The organism is Dyella lutea, from assembly GCF_024158035.1.
GTDB lineage: Bacteria > Pseudomonadota > Gammaproteobacteria > Xanthomonadales > Rhodanobacteraceae > Dyella_A > Dyella_A lutea.
On record NZ_JAMZEK010000004.1, the window covers coordinates 161333 to 177659 of the forward strand.

The 16327-nt window shown below is 69.4% G+C and carries 18 protein-coding genes; 7 read left to right on the top strand and 11 right to left on the bottom strand.

Annotated features, from left to right (window positions below; all coding sequences use genetic code 11):
* Positions 1-11: 11 nt before the first annotated feature.
* Positions 12-1085 carry a threonine aldolase family protein gene (locus NC595_RS17385; RefSeq protein ID WP_253568585.1) on the top strand — a complete coding sequence of 358 codons (1074 nt, stop codon included), beginning with the start codon at positions 12-14 and terminating at the stop codon, positions 1083-1085.
* Positions 1086-1131: 46 nt separating this feature from the next.
* On the opposite strand, the gene NC595_RS17390 is transcribed toward NC595_RS17385, so the two are convergent.
* The 3 genes from NC595_RS17390 to NC595_RS17400 all read right to left on the bottom strand — a co-directional run bounded on the left by NC595_RS17390 (position 1132) and on the right by NC595_RS17400 (position 4366).
* Positions 1132-2454, bottom strand: coding sequence for a GGDEF domain-containing protein (locus tag NC595_RS17390; protein WP_253568586.1), 1323 nt, complete (start codon positions 2452-2454; stop codon positions 1132-1134).
* On the bottom strand, positions 2451-3326 hold the full coding sequence (locus NC595_RS17395; RefSeq protein ID WP_253568587.1) for a substrate-binding periplasmic protein: 876 nt from the start codon (positions 3324-3326) through the stop codon (positions 2451-2453). The genes NC595_RS17390 and NC595_RS17395 overlap by 4 nt, the downstream gene beginning before the upstream one ends.
* Before the next feature lie 131 nt (positions 3327-3457).
* Entirely contained in the window at positions 3458-4366 is a 909-nt protein-coding gene (locus NC595_RS17400) for a LysR family transcriptional regulator (protein WP_425493168.1), read from the bottom strand.
* Between the two features lie 115 nt (positions 4367-4481).
* Here NC595_RS17400 and NC595_RS17405 point away from each other — a divergent pair, with 115 nt between their 5' ends.
* Entirely contained in the window at positions 4482-5366 is an 885-nt protein-coding gene (locus NC595_RS17405) for an aldo/keto reductase family oxidoreductase (RefSeq protein WP_253568588.1), read from the top strand.
* Positions 5367-5890: 524 nt separating this feature from the next.
* Here NC595_RS17405 and NC595_RS17410 read toward each other — a convergent pair.
* Positions 5891-6637, bottom strand: a complete 747-nt coding sequence (locus NC595_RS17410; protein WP_253568589.1) for a glucose 1-dehydrogenase — start codon at positions 6635-6637, stop codon at positions 5891-5893.
* Positions 6638-6744: 107 nt separating this feature from the next.
* Here NC595_RS17410 and NC595_RS17415 point away from each other — a divergent pair, with 107 nt between their 5' ends.
* Together NC595_RS17415 and NC595_RS17420 are read left to right on the top strand one after the other, a co-directional pair.
* Positions 6745-7113 carry an ArsR/SmtB family transcription factor gene (locus NC595_RS17415; protein WP_253568590.1) on the top strand — a complete coding sequence of 123 codons (369 nt, stop codon included), beginning with the start codon at positions 6745-6747 and terminating at the stop codon, positions 7111-7113.
* Positions 7114-7177: 64 nt separating this feature from the next.
* Positions 7178-7645: a YybH family protein gene (locus tag NC595_RS17420; protein ID WP_253568591.1), complete on the top strand. Its 468-nt coding sequence runs from the start codon at positions 7178-7180 to the stop codon at positions 7643-7645.
* A 543-nt stretch (positions 7646-8188) separates the two neighbouring features.
* Here NC595_RS17420 and msrA read toward each other — a convergent pair.
* The 4 genes from msrA to NC595_RS17440 all read right to left on the bottom strand — a co-directional run bounded on the left by msrA (position 8189) and on the right by NC595_RS17440 (position 11500).
* Positions 8189-8701, bottom strand: coding sequence for a peptide-methionine (S)-S-oxide reductase MsrA (msrA, locus tag NC595_RS17425; protein ID WP_253568592.1), 513 nt, complete (start codon positions 8699-8701; stop codon positions 8189-8191).
* Positions 8698-9135 (bottom strand): carboxypeptidase-like regulatory domain-containing protein, encoded by a 438-nt coding sequence (locus NC595_RS17430; protein WP_253568593.1) that lies wholly within the window; start codon positions 9133-9135, stop codon positions 8698-8700. The genes msrA and NC595_RS17430 overlap by 4 nt, the downstream gene beginning before the upstream one ends.
* A 184-nt stretch (positions 9136-9319) precedes the next feature.
* The gene (locus tag NC595_RS17435) at positions 9320-10267 is read right to left on the bottom strand and encodes an alpha/beta hydrolase (protein ID WP_253568594.1); all 948 of its coding nucleotides are present in this window, start codon (positions 10265-10267) and stop codon (positions 9320-9322) included.
* A 102-nt stretch (positions 10268-10369) separates the two neighbouring features.
* Positions 10370-11500: an MBL fold metallo-hydrolase gene (locus NC595_RS17440; RefSeq protein WP_253568595.1), complete on the bottom strand. Its 1131-nt coding sequence runs from the start codon at positions 11498-11500 to the stop codon at positions 10370-10372.
* Positions 11501-11657: 157 nt separating this feature from the next.
* Between NC595_RS17440 and NC595_RS17445 the strand changes: the two genes are divergently transcribed.
* On the top strand, positions 11658-12185 hold the full coding sequence (locus NC595_RS17445; RefSeq protein ID WP_253568596.1) for a nuclear transport factor 2 family protein: 528 nt from the start codon (positions 11658-11660) through the stop codon (positions 12183-12185).
* Positions 12185-12538 (top strand): TfoX/Sxy family protein, encoded by a 354-nt coding sequence (locus NC595_RS17450; protein WP_253568597.1) that lies wholly within the window; start codon positions 12185-12187, stop codon positions 12536-12538. Before NC595_RS17445 ends, NC595_RS17450 begins: the two co-directional genes overlap by 1 nt.
* A gap of 9 nt (positions 12539-12547) precedes the next feature.
* Here the strand turns inward: NC595_RS17450 and NC595_RS17455 are convergent, their stop codons facing one another.
* The 3 genes from NC595_RS17455 to NC595_RS17465 form a co-directional block, all read right to left on the bottom strand.
* Positions 12548-13615, bottom strand: coding sequence for an NAD(P)H-dependent flavin oxidoreductase (locus tag NC595_RS17455; protein WP_253568598.1), 1068 nt, complete (start codon positions 13613-13615; stop codon positions 12548-12550).
* A gap of 63 nt (positions 13616-13678) precedes the next feature.
* Positions 13679-14260, bottom strand: a complete 582-nt coding sequence (locus NC595_RS17460) for a DUF8082 domain-containing protein (RefSeq protein WP_253568599.1) — start codon at positions 14258-14260, stop codon at positions 13679-13681.
* 36 nt (positions 14261-14296) lie between these two features.
* Entirely contained in the window at positions 14297-15430 is a 1134-nt protein-coding gene (locus NC595_RS17465) for a Cache 3/Cache 2 fusion domain-containing protein (RefSeq protein WP_253568600.1), read from the bottom strand.
* Between the two features lie 150 nt (positions 15431-15580).
* Here NC595_RS17465 and NC595_RS17470 point away from each other — a divergent pair, with 150 nt between their 5' ends.
* Positions 15581-16219, top strand: a complete 639-nt coding sequence (locus tag NC595_RS17470; protein WP_253568601.1) for a hypothetical protein — start codon at positions 15581-15583, stop codon at positions 16217-16219.
* The last annotated feature ends 108 nt before the right edge of the window (positions 16220-16327 follow it).

The following is a 16327-nucleotide window of genomic DNA, read 5'->3' on the forward strand; positions in this document are numbered from 1 at the left end:
GCCGTCGTCCCATGACCGACCCCGCCCTCAAGCATGCCTGCCGGCTGTTCCTCTCCCGCCCACCCGCGCCACCCGTGGCCGACACCATGGCGCGCCTGGCGGCGCATCCGGCGGCGCGCGATGCGGTGGACGAGTACGGCGCCGGGGGTGCCGTGGCGACCCTGGAACAGGCCACTGCAGTGCGGCTGGGCAAGCCGGCCGGGCGCTTCTTCATCAAGGGTGTCATCGCCCAGTTGTGCGTGCTGCAGGCATACGCCGACGCGCGCGGCTGCCGCAACGTGGCGATTCATCCCATGGGTCATATGGACATGGACGAGGCCGGCGCACTGGAGCGAGCGGCTGGATTGAATGCGATCCGGCTGGGTCGCCACCGGCCGTTTTCGCTGGACGCGCTGCAGGCGGTGACCGAGCCGCTGGCGGCGGTGGTGGTGGAGCTGCCGCTGCGTCGGGCCGGCTTCCTGCTGCCGCCGCTGGACGAGCTGCGTGCGATCTCGGCGTGGTGCCGTGAGCGCGCGATCCCGCTGCACTTCGACGGCGCGCGCCTGTGGGAGGCGGCGGCCGGCTACGGCGTGACCGAGGCCGAACTGGCGGCGCTGGCCGACAGCGTCTACGTCTCCTACTACAAGGGATTGGGTGGACTGGGGGGCGCGTTGGTGGCCGGCAGCGAGGCGTTCATCGCCGCGCTGGCGCCGTGGAAGAGCCGCTACGGCGGCAACCTCGTCACTGCCTGGCCCTACGCAATCAGTGCACTCGATGGACTGGACCGGCTGGCACCGCGCATGGGCGAATTCGTCGAGCGGGCCCGCGCGCTGGCCGCGGCACTGGCAGCGGTGCCGCAGGTGCGGGTGCATCCGGCGCGTCCTCACACCAATGCCTTCCAGGTGTGGTTGCCGGGCCGGCCGGAGGTCCTCGACGCGCAGCATCGCCAGATGGCTGCCGCGGGCGAATGGTGGCTGTTCGACGGGTTCGCCGAGGCGCCGCTGGACGGCTGGACGATGGCGGAAGTCCAGATCGGGCCGACCAGCGACCAGTGGGACGTGGAGCAGGCCGCGCAGGCCATCGGGCGCTTCGCCGCGAACGGGTGAGGCGTGCCGCAGCGAGCGGTGGCGTCGTGCGGTCCGGTTCAGCCCATCAATCGTGCGGACGGGCGAGGGGGTCGACGATCACGCGATTCCGGCCTTCGCGTTTGGCCTGGTACAGCGCGCGGTCGGCGCGCAGCAGGAGTTCCGAAGCGCTCTCCCAGGGACCCGAGTGTTGCGCCAGGCCGATCGACACGGTGAAGCCCAGGATGTCGCCGGTGGCGTCTGGCACGCGCACGCCCGAGAGCGCATCGCGCAGACGGTCGGACATCGGCTCGGCGCTCTCGCTCCGGGTCCGCGGCAGGACGATGCCGAACTCCTCGCCGCCCAGCCGGCCGATAAGATCACCGTCACGCAGCTGCTGTCGGCAGGTATCTGCCAGGGCAACCAGCGCCCGGTCGCCGACCGCGTGGCCATGATCGTCATTGATTGCCTTGAAATGGTCGATGTCCAGCATCAGCACGCACAGCGGCGTGTCTTCCTCGCAGCTGCGCCGGATCGCGTTCTCCAGGTGCTCGAGGAAGTCGCGGCGGTTGCTCAGTCCGGTCAGGCTGTCGGTATGCGCCAGGCGCTGCAGTTCCAGCTTCTGGCTCTCCAGTTGGACCGCCTGCTCCTGCAGGGTCACGGTGCGCAGGCGCACCAGTGACTCGAGATGATCGCGGTAGGCCTGCAGCTCGTGCTCCTGGCGGTCGCGCTTGGCCATCTCCTCGACCATGCGCTCGCGCAGTTCGTTGAAGGCGAATACCACCTGGTCGATCTCGTCCGGCCTGCGTCGCCCGGGGCGGTCCAGCGCGAGCGGCGTGCTCAGCTGGGCGATGCCTGCGTTGCGGGCGTAATCGGCCATGCGTTCCAGATGGCGGGTGATCCAGTAGCGGAACAGCAGCAGCAGCATCAGCGAAGCGCTGGTCAGTCCGGCCAGCGTGGTGAGCGCGATGCGCAGCGATGCGCGGAACAGGCGGGTGGTCAGATACTCGCGGTCGACCGCGACCTGCAGCGCTCCCAGGGGGAAATGACCTCCGCGGTCGTAGACCAGGGGGAAGCTGCGGGCGAGGGCGGGCCGCGGCACCGGTCGCCCCCGCTCCACCCGTTGCCCTTCCGAATCGAGACGCGCGTAGGCGACCCCGGGCATGCGCGCCAGGCCGTCCATGAGCAGGTCGACGCGTGCCTGGTCCACCGCCCACAGCCCGGCGGCGAGACTCGGCACGAAGGTGCGACCGATTTCGTCCATCGTCTGGTTGGCGGAGTCGATCTGCTGTCGATACAGCAGATCGAGCTGAACCCCTGCCGCAACGATCGATACCAGCACGCTGACCAGCAGCGTCGCCAGCGCGAGGCGCAAGCTGATCGAGCGGCTGCGCGGAATGGGAGTCTTCAAGGCGATCGCTCCGGCTGGAACCACAGCTGCGGACGATCGGCCGTTGCGTCGGTGGGGAAATCCGGGTTGGCCAGTTCGAGTACCTCCCGGTGTCGCAGGTCCAGCTCGTCCGCCAGCGATCCGTAGGTCTGCCAGAACAGGGCGGCCATGCTTCCGTCGGCGATGGCACGCTCCAGTCCACGCGTGACTGCCTCCGCAAGAGTGCGGTTCCCCGGAGTGACGAAGAAATAGAGTGCCTCCGGGTAGTGCAGCAGCAGATGGCTTTCGATCGCCAGGTCCATCCGCGGGTGCGCCTCCCGCTCGGGGACCACTTCCGCGATGGAGCGGGGAAAATAGTCGATGCGGCTCTTCTGCAACATCACGAACAACCCCTCGTAGGTCGGGCTTGCCATGACCTTCAGTCCATTGGCGCGCAGCACGTCCAGGTCGGGCCAGTCGTGTCCCTGGCCGGCCGACAATCCAGCGAGACCGGACAGCGAATGCATGGCATCCATGCGGGTCTGCTCACTGCGTCGGATCAGCAACACCCGCCAGCCGCTCAGGCCTCGGTCGATCGGGATACGGATCGGCAGCAGTTCGCGCTCACGCTCGCGGGTTGTCACCGACCAGGCGATGTCCAGTCCCTCGCCCCTGGCCAGCTCCCGCAGGCTGCGCGCCTGCTGCATCGGGGCCAGCGAGGGTTCGAGCCGGTAGGCCACGCCGCTGTGCTCAAGCGCAAGCCGAAGCAGTTCGAGCGGGTAGCGGGTGCGGGAATCCTGCGGGGATTCCACCCTCGGATAGATCACGCGCACGGTTGTGTCGGCGCGCGTCATGGCCGGCGCGATAAGCAGGATCAGCAGGGGGACGGCGCAGGCGCAACGGTCGAGCCTCAAGCGGTCGATTCTCCAGCTCAGGCGCCCGGCTCCCTTCAGGCAGGTTTTCGAAAAGCGGCGGCGCTTCCGACGCAGAGGTCGGAGGCGGGTTGCCGCGCGCACTTGATATCACATCTGGCCAGCGCCCCGGCTCATGTCGGGGCAGGGGCCTCCTTCACGAAATCCACGAATGCCCGCAGCGGCGCGGGCAGGTGTCGACGGCCGGGATAGTAGAGGTACGGACCGCTGAAGGTCTGCCACCAGGGCTGCAGCACCGGTTCGAGCTCGCCGCGCTCCACGTATGGTTGCAGCCACGCCTCGAACAGGTGGATGACGCCCAGCCCGTCGATCGCCGCGCGCAGGGCCAGGTCGGCCGCGGCACCCAGACGCACCAGCAGCGGGCCATCCGGGTCGACGCGCACGATCTCGCCGTCGCGCTCGAACTCCCAGGTGGGGATGTGCCCGCTGGCGAACTGGCCGCGGATGCAGGTGTGCCCGAGCAGGTCGCGCGGGTGCTCCGGCAGGCCGCGCCGGTCGAGGTAGGCGGGGGCCGCAGCGGTGGCCATGCGCTGGGTGCGGGGGCCGATCGGGATCGCCACCATGTCCTTTTCCAGCCGCTCGTCGTAGCGCACGCCGGCATCGCAGCCGGCGGCGACCAGGTCGACGAAGCCGTCCTCGACGATCACTTCCAGCCGGATCTCGGGGTAGGTCTGCAGGAACGGCGTCACGATGGAGGGCAGCACCAGCCGCGCCACCGTGGCCGGCACGTTCAGTCGCAGCGTGCCGGCGGGCCGGTCGCGGTAGTGGTTGACCACGTCCAGCGCGGCCTCGACCTCGCCCAGCGCCGGGAACAGCCGTTCGGCCAGCCGTGCGCCGGCCTCGGTCGGCACCACGCTGCGGGTCGTGCGATGCAGCAGCCGGACGCCCATGCGCGACTCCAGCCGCCGCACGCTGTCGCTCAGCCGCGAGGCCGAGTGGCCGCTGGCCCTAGCGCCCTCGCGGAAACCGCCGGCACGTACCACGGCGAGAAAGGCGAACAGATCGCGCAGTTCGGTATCCATTGTCCTGAAATCCGTACGGCCCGTGCCGATTGTGCCGGATTATCGGCACGCTGCCCGGGGCCTAGAGTGTCGGCCCATGCGGCAACCCCGCCGCGATATCCCCAGGAGTCCTCTCATGAGTCTCGCCACGCACGCCGGAACCTTCGCCCTCGGGCATCGCCCCGTCACCCGCATGGGCTACGGCGCCATGCAGCTGGCCGGGCCGGGTGTGTTCGGTCCACCGAAAGATCCCGAGGGCGCCCTCGCCGTACTGCGCGAGGCCGTGGCCAGCGGCGTCGACCACATCGACACCAGCGACTTCTACGGTCCCCATGTCACCAACCGGTTGATCCGCGAAGCGCTGCATCCGTACGTCGATCACCTCACCATCGTCACCAAGGTCGGAGCTTCGCGCGGGGCGGACGCCTCGTGGAACCCGGCGCAGAATCCCGCCGAGCTCGTCTCGGCCGTGCACGACAACCTGCGCAACCTGGGCGTCGACGTGCTGGATGCGGTCAACCTGCGCGTGATGGGCAACGTCCACGCGCCCACCGAGGGCTCGATCGAACCGCAGTTCACGGCGCTGGCCGAACTGCAGCAGCGCGGCCTGATCCGTCACCTGGGCCTGAGCAACGCCACGCTGAACCAGGTGCACGAGGCACGCGGCATCGCCGAGGTGGTGTGCGTGCAGAACCACTACAACCTCGTGCATCGCGCCGACGACGCGCTGATCGACGCACTGGCGGGGCTCGGCATCGCCTACGTGCCGTTCTTCCCGCTGGGCGGTTTCAGCCCGCTGCAATCGGACGCGCTGTCGGCCGTCGCCCGCCGAGTGGATGCCACGCCAATGCAGGTGGCGCTGGCCTGGCTGCTGGCGCGCTCGCCGAACATCCTGCTGATTCCCGGCACCTCGTCGCTCGGCCATCTGCGCGAGAACCTGGCGGCAGCATCGCTTGCACTGGATGCGGCGGTGATGGACGAGCTGGATGCGATCGGTTCTGCCGAGGTGGCGGCGCACTAAAAAAGCATAACGGCCCGCCCGATGAAGGGCGGGCCATCTCCCATACGCGCATTCACGGCAAGGTGCCCGCGACGACGCTTATGGATGCTCTGATTTTGCTCGTCAACCCGGTGGAATCTCGCTGCTGTCCGGCGAGAAAACTACATAGAGCTACCGATCTCTCCAGGCCGTGGGAATGATGGCGGGTAGATCCCTGAGTGTCCGCGAGTGCGACGTGACGGCGGCGAATGCTCCCGCGCGTTGAAGCGCCACGTGCCGTGAAGGCACCGTGCGTCGAGACAGTTGCTCCTTAATAGGGCCACCAAGCGTCCCTTGCTCCAGTACCGGCCGATACTGCCGTCAGGCCGACGATGTCTACAGTCCTCCGCAAACGCCATCTCACCTCGGCGTCATTCCCGCGAAAGCGGAAATCCATTGGCTCTGATGCAAAGATCAAGATGGATTCCCGCTTTCGCGGGAATGACGGCCAGAGGGTTACGGCACTTTTTCCCGCGTGAGCGAAGCGAAGCGGTCGGTCTAGCTCCTTACCGCGCGCCGCCGGCGGCGAACAGGATCTCGCCGTTGAGCCAGTACGAATCGTCCGAGGCCAGGAAAGTGACAATGGACGCGATGTCCTTGGGCTGGCCGATGCGGCCCAGCGGCGTCTTCGCCACGGCGCCCGCCTCGAAGTCCGAACCGATGAAGCCGGCCGAGTGGGTGCCTTCGGTTTCCACCACGCCCGGGTTCACCGCGTTGACGCGGATCTTGCGCGGGCCGAGCTCCTGCGACAGCACGCCGGTGATCGCGTCCACTGCCCCCTTGGTGCCGGTGTAGACGGCGCTGGCCGCCGGCACGATGCGGGTCACCAGTGAGCTGACGTTGACGATGCTGCCGCCTTCGCCCATGTGCCTGGCCGCCGCCTGGGTGACCAGCAGCAGGCCGAGCACGTTGACGTTGAACTGCTTGTGGTAGTGCTCCTCGGTGATCTGCTCCAGCGCGCCGAACTCGTAGACGCCGGAGTTGTTGACGAGGATGTCGAGACGGCCGAAATGCTCGATGGCCGCGTCGGCCAGGGCCTTGGCGTCAGCCGCCTTGGAGACGTCGCCGCGCACGGCGACGGCCTTGCCGCCGGCCTTGGCAATGTCCGCCACCACGGCGTCGGCGCCGGCGCGGCTGGAGGCGTAGTTCACGACGACGGCCGCGCCTTCGGCGGCCAGGGCGCGGGCGATGCCGGCGCCGATGCCCTTGGAGGCACCGGTGACCAGGGCGACTTTTCCGGTGAGCTTGCTCATGACGATGTTCCTTGTGTGTCTGGCAGAGGGTGAACGGGTTCTTAAATGCCGTAGTTCGTAACTTATGAACTTAAGAACAAATAATCAAGGGCTGCTAGAATCGCGCCATGCGGCCCTTGACCCATCCCTCGATCGACGACGTCAGCGTGGAGGCGATCCTCCATGCGCTGTCCGATCCCGTGCGGGTGGCGATCTACGCCGAGCTGGCCGATTCGGGCTGTGCGCAGACCTGCTCGACCTTTCTCACGATCAAGGATCGGGATATCCCGAAGTCGACCCTGTCGCAGCACTTTCGCGTGCTGCGCGAGGCCGGGCTGATCCACAGCGAGCGGCAGGGTGTGGAAATGCGCAACACCTCGCGCTGCGCGGAGATCGAGCAGCGTTTCCCGGGTCTGATCGGCGCCATCATGAACGCCCACAAGGTGCAGTCCGCCGAACGCGCCAAGGCCGCCCGGCGCAGAACATCCTCCCGCTGATCCGGACACGCCGGGCGCAGCACACACGCTAGCATCGGTGGCCAGGCCACCACGGGGAACCGCCATGCACCGTCTCTTTCGCCACGCCGTTGTGGTCCTGCTGCTCGCGGGCACGTTCTTCATGGCCCACGCGGCTGCGTCAGCCGATGACGCATCGGCGATCCGCCGGGTCATGGCCGACCAGCAGGCGGCCTGGAACCGGGGTGACGTCGGTGGCTTCATGCGCGGCTACAAAGACGCACCGGACACCACCTTCGTGGGCAGCTCGGTGCGCAAGGGCTACCGCGAAATCCTCGCCAGCTACCGTGAGCACTATGCGACGAAGGATCAGATGGGGCAGCTCACCTTTTCCGATCTGGACGTCCGCCTGCTGCCCGGTGCGTCCGGCGCCGTGCGTTACGCCGTGGTGACCGGCCACTTCCATCTCGATCGCCAGGCGCATGGCAGCGTCGCGCAGGACGATGGCGTCTATTCACTGCTTTGGGAGAAAACGCCGGACGGCTGGAAGATCATCCTCGACCACACCAGCTGAGCACGACGGCGCGGCGACTCATGACCGCTCGAACCGCAGGGTCAGCGACTCGCCGGCAGCGAGCGGCTCCCAGCGCGCGGTCAACTCGAGCAGACGGCTTCGGATCGCGTCCATGTCGTCCACCCGCACGGGCAGGGGGGGGCGCACGCACGGGCCCGGCAGGTGACCTGGTAGAGATCCAGCATGTCGGCGGGAGGGGTGTTCCAGCCCGACCAGCCATCGGCCTGGAATACCTCGACCAGCCGCTCGACGCCGTCGCTCTCGGCGTCGCCCTGCATCTGGAACGCGACTGGCTCGCCGTCGTGGACCCGGCCGATAAAGCCGCGGCGGTGCAGGCAGGGTGCTCTCCACCGAGTAGTGGACCATGTCGTGCGGGATGATCCCCTGCTTTGGGCAGTCCAGGGTGTCGGCCAGCACACCGGACCTCAGCACGGCCATCCGGTCGTACTTGCCGCTTCCCTTGGTGAATACGAGTTCCATGGTGCTTCCATCCTATGGCGTGCGGTCGTCGCTGGCCGGGCACGGCGTCCCGGTGGTCGCGGCTCAGGCGCGGTCGCGCCGGGGCAGCTTCCAGCCCGGCCGCACGAAGTGGCAGGTGTAGCCGTTCGGATAGCGCTGCAGGTAGTCCTGATGTTCGGGCTCGGCTTCCCAGAAATCGCCGGCAGGGGCCACCTCGGTGACCACCTTCCCGGGCCACAGGCCGGAGGCCTCGACGTCGGCGATGGTGTCTTCGGCGACCGCCTTCTGTTCCGGGCTGGTGTAGTAGATCGCCGAGCGGTAGCTCATGCCGATGTCGTTGCCCTGGCGGTCGCGTGTGGTCGGATCGTGGATCTGGAAAAAGAACTCCAGCAGCGCGCGGTAACTGGTCCGCGCGGGATCGAACAGGATCTCCACGGCCTCGGCATGGGTGCCGTGATTGCGGTAGGTGGCATGGGCCACGTCGCCGCCGGAGTAACCGACCCGCGTGGCGACCACCCCGGGCTGCTGGCGGATCAGTTCCTGCACGCCCCAGAAGCAGCCGCCGGCGAGGATGGCGCGTTCGGTGGATGCGGTCACGGGTTCGTCTCCTTGGAAGGGGGAGCCCCCGATGTAGGGTGGCTCAGCGGGTAATCAACGCCGGCGGACGAGGCACGGGACTGGCCACCTGTCGGCCTCGCGCGGGGTTGTTCATGGCGACGTCGGTGCGCCTGCTTCGCAAGGGGCCCGGGGCAGGCGAAATCGACCTCGGCACCACGACCAACCATCAGCGGGATGTCCCGGCGTGTGTCGGTAACCACTCCGGCCGCGGTCAGGGTCACCGTGTACGTGCCCTTCGGCAGCGCGCGCACGTCATGGCGTCCGTTGTCGCGGACGGTGGTCGAGCGGTGGGCACCGGTGTCGTTGCGCGCCCCGACCTTCGCTCCGGCCGGGCCCTGGCCGAAGATGTGGGCACTGGTGGACTGCGCGAGCGCGGCGGTGGCCGGAGTCGCCACGAGGGTGCGCGAAGCCACGGAACATCATGGGTCTGACTCTCCGTGCCGTGGTTGGATCGGTCGGGGGGCATGGCTGGCACGCTGCCCCCGCCAGGCACCAGGTGAAGGAATGAGTGTGCCTGGCGGGGTTGCCTCGCGCTACCGTCCCGCGGTGCGGGCTCGAGGCACCCACCTGCCGGCGGGGGATCGATCGTGCCGCGGCTCAGCGTGCACGTGGCGGCAGCAGGAACGTCATCGGCCGGGCCAGCCGCGCCGCCCAGGCGGCCTCGGTGTGCGCGGCGCCGGGGAAAACCTGGCTCTGGAAATCCGCCCCGGTGTAGCCACGTGCGCGGAACAGTGGGTCCACCCGTTGCTGGGTCGGTGCGTACATCGCATCCAGCGTGGCCGTGCCATGGTCGAAGTAGATGCGGTGGCCGGCCGGCGCCGGGGCATGCGCCCGCAGGTAGGCGACGAAGGCGTCCGGGCTCGGATTGCCCTCCCGCGGCTTGAGCGCGGTACCTGGCCAGTGCGTGGACAGGCAGCCGGCGGCGCCGAACACCCGCGGGTACTGGCTGATCGCATACATCGCCATCAGGCCACCCATGCTCGAGCCCAGCACCGCGGTGTCGCTGGCATCGCCAGCCACGCGGAAGCGCTCGTCGATGCGCGGCTTCAGCTCTTCCACCAGGAACCGCAGGTAGGCATCGGAATAGGGTTCCACCGGCAGCTTCAGATCCATCGCGCGGGCGCGTTCGCGCTGCGCGCGGGTGAGCGAGCGCCAGACCTTCTGCGGGTAGTACTCGCTCTCGCGCCGGTCACCGGCGTTCCAGATGCCGACGATGATGAACGGGCGCGTGCGGCCTTCGCGGATCAGCGCGGTGGCGGTGTCGGCAGCGCGCCAGGACTGGTGGTTCCAGGTCTGCGTAGCGTCGAACAGCATGTTGCCGTCGAACATGTACAGCACCGCATACGGCGCCTGCGCCGGGTAGCCCGGCGGCAGCCACACGTCCACCGTGTGCGGCGGCACGAAGCGCGAGCTCTCCTGCATCCGCACGATGCGGCCGGCAGTCACGTGCGGCAGCGGCGGTGATCCGGTGGCCATCGCCGGCACGGCGACGGCGGCGATCAGCAGGGCGAGGCGGGCGATCAGGCGGACAGGCGACGTGGGCATCGGAGGGCAGGCGAGGTACGAAGCGTCACGGATAGCAGCAAGCCGGTGCCGCCGGAAGCGCACGGCCGGCTGCATACGTTTGCAGCTGGCCAGGTGTCCCGCTCAGTCCAGCGGCCAGGGCAGCCCGGCATCCTCGCCTTCGCCGACAGGCGGCGCGGGTGGCGCCCCGGTGGCGGCAGCCTTGCCCGCATGCGCCTGTCGCCACCACGGCGAGGCGGGCCGCCGCTCGCCCGGCTCCACCGGCTCGCCCAGCCGCGGCAGCAGCAGGTGCGTGTGCGCCGGGTCGGCCTGCGCCAGCAGGGTTTCCACCGGCTGGTCCCAGGCATGCGTGGACAGTGAGAACGTACCCCAGTGCACCGGCAGCAGTACGCCGCCGCCAAGCATGCGATGGGCCTGGAGCGCGTTCTCCGGACCCAGGTGGATGTCGCCCCAGGACGGGTGGAAGGCGCCGACTTCCAGCATCACCAGGTCGAAGGGGCCGAGCCGGTCGCGGATGACTTCGTACTCGGTGGTCAGGCCGGTATCGCCGCTGAAGAACACGCGGTGCCGCTCGCCGGCCAGCACCAGCGAGGACCACAAGGTCTGGTTGCGATCCTTCAGCCCGCGGCCGGAAAAGTGCTGCGACGGGGCCGCGGTCACGGTCAGGCCGGTCCCGGGGACGCGATGGGTTTCCCACCAGGTCAGTTCGGTGATCCGTTCCGGCGCGATGCCCCAGGCTTCCAGGTGCGCGCCCACACCGAGCGAAGTGACGAATGGCACCTGCGACTTCGCCAGCGCGCGGATGGTCGGGTAGTCCAGGTGGTCGTAGTGGTCGTGCGAGATCACCACCGCGTCCACCTCGGGCAACTGCCGCAGGGTGACCGGCACCGGTTGGAAGCGCTTCGGCCCCATCAGGGTGAACGGCGAGGCACGCTCGCCCCACACCGGATCGGTCAGCACGCGCCAGCCGTCGATCTCCAGCAGCACGGTGGAATGGCCCAGCCAGGTCGCGCGCAGACCGCTGGCAGGCTTGCGCTGCCAGGCGTCGCGCGGATCGTGCGCGGGCAATGGCACCGATGGCCGTCGCTCGGCGTCCTCGCAGAGGAACTCGCGCAGGGTCGGGCGCGGCGTCGCCGGATCGCGCAGGCCGGGCAGCATCGGGTGGATGTTGCGCAGGCGATCGCCGTCCCACAGCGGCAGGTCGCGCAGGCGCTCCAGCCGGGCGCCCTGGGCCAGTTTTCCGAAGGAACGCATGGATACCTCGCGTGGATCGTTGGCGGAAGCCATGTGCATGGGTACGGTGCCCGGCCCGTGCAAGTCACATGTGCCGCAAGGCCTGGATCAGGTCATATGCAAGGCGCGGGCAAACGCGCAATGCTCTGGCCACCTTTTTCCCTCTTCGAGTGCCGCCATGCGCCAGCGCCCCCTGCTTTGTGCCGCAATAATCCCGTTCGCCGCGACGGCTCTGGCCGTCGCCGCACCCGTCTTCGCGGCGGGCACGTCCGCCAGCGGGCGCCAGGCGGTGCTCGCCGTGATCGACCAGACCTTTGCCGCGATGGTCCGGCACGATGCGGCGGCGATGCGGGCCCTGCTCGTGCCGGGGGCGGTGTTCGCGGTACGCAAGCCCGACGGGACGATAAAAATGGAGCGCGATGAGGACTTCCTGCAGGCACTGGCCACCGGCAAGGGCGAGTGGCGCGAGCGCATCTGGTCGCCGAAGGTGCTGCTGGGCGATGGCCTGGCGCAGGTGTGGGCTCCGTACGACTTCCATCTCGACGGCGCCTTTTCGCACTGCGGCATCGACAGCTTCTCGCTGGTGCGCGACGGCAGCGGCCAGTGGCGCATCAGCGGCATCGCCTACAACGTGCAGACGACCGGCTGCCCCACCGGTCCGAAGACCCGCGCCAGGTCGATGGCCACTCCGGGGGCGAAGTCCTGATGGGCTCGGATGTCGATTTCGTCGCCTACGTCTGCGAGCAGGCCGGGCTCGGCGGCGCGCTTTCGTACCGGAAGATGTTCGGCGAGTACGCGCTTTACCTGGACGAGCGCGTGGTCGCGCTGGTCTGCGACAACATGCTTTTCCTCAAGCCGACCACCGCCGGTCGCACGCTGCTCGATACGGTGCAGGAGGCGCCGCCCTATCCGGGGGCGAAGCCGCATTGGCGGATGGATGATGTGCTCGATGACGGCGAGCGGCTCGGCCGTCTGCTCATCGCCACGGCGGCGGCGCTGCCGCTGCCCGGGCCAAGGGCGCCGAAAGCGGCCAAGTCCAGGGCACCGCGCAAGCGCTGACTGCAGCGCTCAGCCCGATGGCGGGAAGGCCTCGATCAGCGCACGGGCGATTGCTTCGGCCGGACCGGTTTGCGCCAGCGGGGCCGCCTCGCCGGCCCACAGGTTGACGAAGTCGTCGATGCCTTCCGGTTCGGTGCGCTGCCGCAGCGGCGCCAGTGCGGTGCCGCCGGACGGAAAGGCGGGCACGTCGTCGCACATCGGCCCGAGCTCGCGCATCAGCCGGTTGACGATGCCACGCGCGGGGCGGCCGGAGAACAGATTGGTCACCGCCGTCTGCGCGGCTCGCGCCGATGCCAGCGCGGCGCGATGCAGCGGTCGGATGCGCGCTTCGTCGCTGAGCAGGAAGGCGGTACCCAGCTGCACGCCCGCGGCCCCGAGCGCGAGTGCCGCGCGGATGCCGCGCACGTCGCCGATGCCGCCGGCGGCGATCACTGGCCGGTCGACCGCATCGACGACCTGCGGCAGCAGGGCGAGCAGGCCCGGCTGCGTCGCGACCGGGGCGTCCAGGAACGAGCCGCGGTGGCCGCCGGCCTCCCAGCCCTGGGCGATGATCGCGTCGCAGCCGTGCGCGGCCAGCCAGCGCGCCTCGTCCACCGTGGTGGCGCTGCCCAGCACCCGCGCGCCGCCGGCCTTCACTCGCGCCAGCAGCTCCGGTGCAGGCAGGCCGAAGTGGAAGCTCACCACTTCCGGGCGCAACGATTCGACCGTGGCGCAGGCCTGTTCGTCGAAGGGGCGTCGCTGCGGGGCCGGGGCCTGCGTGTCGCGGGGGACGCCGAGCGCGTCGTAATAGGGCGCCAGCCGCTCGCGCCAGCGCGCCTCGCGGTCGGCATCCGGCAGCGGCTCGAAGTGACAGAAGAAATTGAGGTTGATCGGCGCCTCGATCGCGGTGCGGAAGCGCGTCACCTGAGTGCGCAGCGTGTCGGCGTCGAGCATGGCGCAGGGCAGGGAGCCCAGTCCGCCGGCCCGGGCCACGGCGACGGCCAGCGCCTCGTCGGCGGCACCGGCCATCGGCGCCAGCAGCAGCGGGTGCTCGATGCCGAGCAGTCGGGCCAGGCGGGGATCGGGACGTGGAGGCATGGCAGGCTCCCGCAGGGTGGGGCTGTCGATTGTCCGCCTCCGGCACGGTGTTGTTCCACCCGGTCAGCGATACAGGCCCAGGGCGCGGCGCGCCTCGGCGAGGAAGCTGTCCTCCTGGTCGCGCGCGGGCAGGTTGGAGGCCAGCTCGACCAGGGCGCGGTCGATGCTGCCGGGGCGGCCCAGCGCCTCCTCGCACAACAGGTCGGCGATCGGGCCGAAGTGGTCCAGCGCGATGCGCTCGATGAGGCTGCGTTGCAGCCCGGTGAGGCACTCCACCCCCGCATGCGCCGATGTGCCGGTTTCCGCTGCCGGCTCCGGCGCCAGCGGTGGCGCCGGAGCCTCCTGTTCGAAGCCGCCGGCGAGCCAGGCCTGCGAGGCGGCCCCCAGGGCGACGGTCACCGGCCCGGAGCGGCCGGGGTCGGCCTGGAACCGGGCGCGGCCGCCCGGCACGCGTGCGAGCAGTTGCACGGCCTCGTCCCCGCGATGGCGGCTGAACACCACGTCCTCCACCTGGCCGTCGTGCAGGCGGATCGTGCAGGAGTGATTGTCCTCGGTGACCACGAAGAAGAAGCCCGATGCCTTCTGCTGCGAAAGCGCCCGGAGGTCGCGGAGGATCTCGATCAGGGGGCGGAGCTCGTTGGCCATGGGGCGACGTGCCTCTGCGTGCTTCGGGGAGTGGCTTCAGCGCTTGCCCAACCGGTCCATCGCCAGGCGGACACTGTTGGCCAGCCGGGTGATCGCCCTGGCCAGCGTACCGATCTCGTCGTGCAGGTCCACCTCGGTGATGGTGTGGCTCCACCGGCCGCGGCTCAGCTCCTCGGCCACGTCCGTCAGGTGCTGCACCGGCTTGAGCACCCGGACCCAGATCAGTGCCGACTGCAGACCCAGCAGCAGGGCGCACACCAGCAGGCCGATCGCGACGATCCACGCCGACTGCCGCACGATCGCGCCGTTCACGTCGCTTGCCGGGTAGGCCGCGACCAGGGTGAAGCCCCAGCCCGGGACCGCCTGGCTGCGGATCACCCAGTCCCCCGGCCGCTCCTTCACGATGCGATCGATGTCGGCCGGGCGCGTGGTGGCGCCGGTTCGCGAATGGAAACGCAGCGTGCCGCGGGCATCGAACAGCGCGACGAAGCCGGAGTCGAGCAGCCGACTGTTGCCGATCACCCGGTCGAGCGCCTCCAGGTCGGTCTTGTAACCGACGTACCAGATGCCGATCGCACGACCGCCCCCGGTCGGAACGATCGGCTCGTAGCCGGTCACGTACGGATTGCCGAGGATGTCGACGACGCCGTAGTAGCTCTCGTTCCGCCGGATTCGTTCGATCACCGGTCCGTGCGGGTCGAGCACGGTGCCGATGGCGCGGCTGCCATCGTCCCTGCGCACGTTGGTGGCGATGCGCACGAACTCGTCGCCGCTGCGCGAGAAGATCGTCGCGGTGCCATCCATGATGGACGTGACGCTGTCCACCAGCGCGACGCGGTCGCCCTGCGGGGTGCTGCCCAGCAGCAGGTCGTTCACCGGTTGCGACTGCCCCGGCAGGGCGATCGGATCGCCGGGACGCGGCGCGCCGAGCGCGGCTCCCTGGCTTTGCAGCAGACGCATGCCGTCGTGTACGCGGTCGAGCATGACGGTGCGGGTGACGGCCAGCAGACTCTGCAGCGCGGCGGTTTCGCGGTCCATGGCGATGATCGCGTCGCGGCGCACGCGCCCGGCTTCGACCGTGGCCAGCACCACGGTGACGGCCACGGTGGCCAGCAGCACGAGCGCCAGGACGGGAAGCAGCAGGCGAACCCGCAGCGAGTGTCGAAGCATGGCGTCCCCCGGGTTGCAGCGCCGGACCGGCTGGCGCAGCATACCTACGACCCGCCCCGGTGCGAAGCGCGCGCGCTGGCCTGGTCCGGCCATACGGCGTAAGGTGCGGGGCCTTGGGCAGGAAGGCCTCGACGACAGGAGTCTCCGCGCATGGCTTCCCACTTCTCTCTGCGGTTCCTCGCGCTTGCGTGTCTCTTGCCTCTGTCGGCGACCGGCCAGACCCGCCTGCCCGGGGTGACGGTCACCGCGCCCTACACGCGCACCCACGGCGGCTACCTCATCTCTGGCAATTTCCGGGTGGATCCACGGATGCCCACCGTGGTGTTCCCGGCCAGGGCGCTGGTGAAGGACGACATACTCAGCGTGCAGCCGGTGCACCTGAACGATGACGAGTACCTGGTGCTGCAGGAGTGCGCCAGTGCGGACTGCCGCACCGCCCACCTGGTGCGGGTGTGGAACGCCGACGGTGCGGTGGGGCCGATCCGGCACAGCGAGTCACGGGTCTGGATACGGCACGAGAACAAGTACTTCATCTGGATGCAGCGGATGCCGGTGATCCAGGGCGGCTGCATGGGCTGTGCCTCGCACTTCGTCGCGTTCAAGCCGTTCAGTCCACCGATGACCCTGGTGCCGGTGGGACTGGAGGTCGCCAACAACCGCGTATCGCTCGAGTCGACGCCACCGCAGGCGGTGCCGGTGGTGAAGGAGGTGCACGAGGGGGCGACGTTCGTCGTGCGTTTCCAGGGCGGCTCCGCAGTGCGCATCAAGCGCATGCACGCAGCCAACTGATTCCGCCGCCCAGGGCGGATCGGACGGGGCGGCGGAGCGGGCGCTTGCGTAGACTGCACGGCTGAACGGAGCGGTCCTCGCCACTCCGGCCCATCCCGTTGCCAGCGA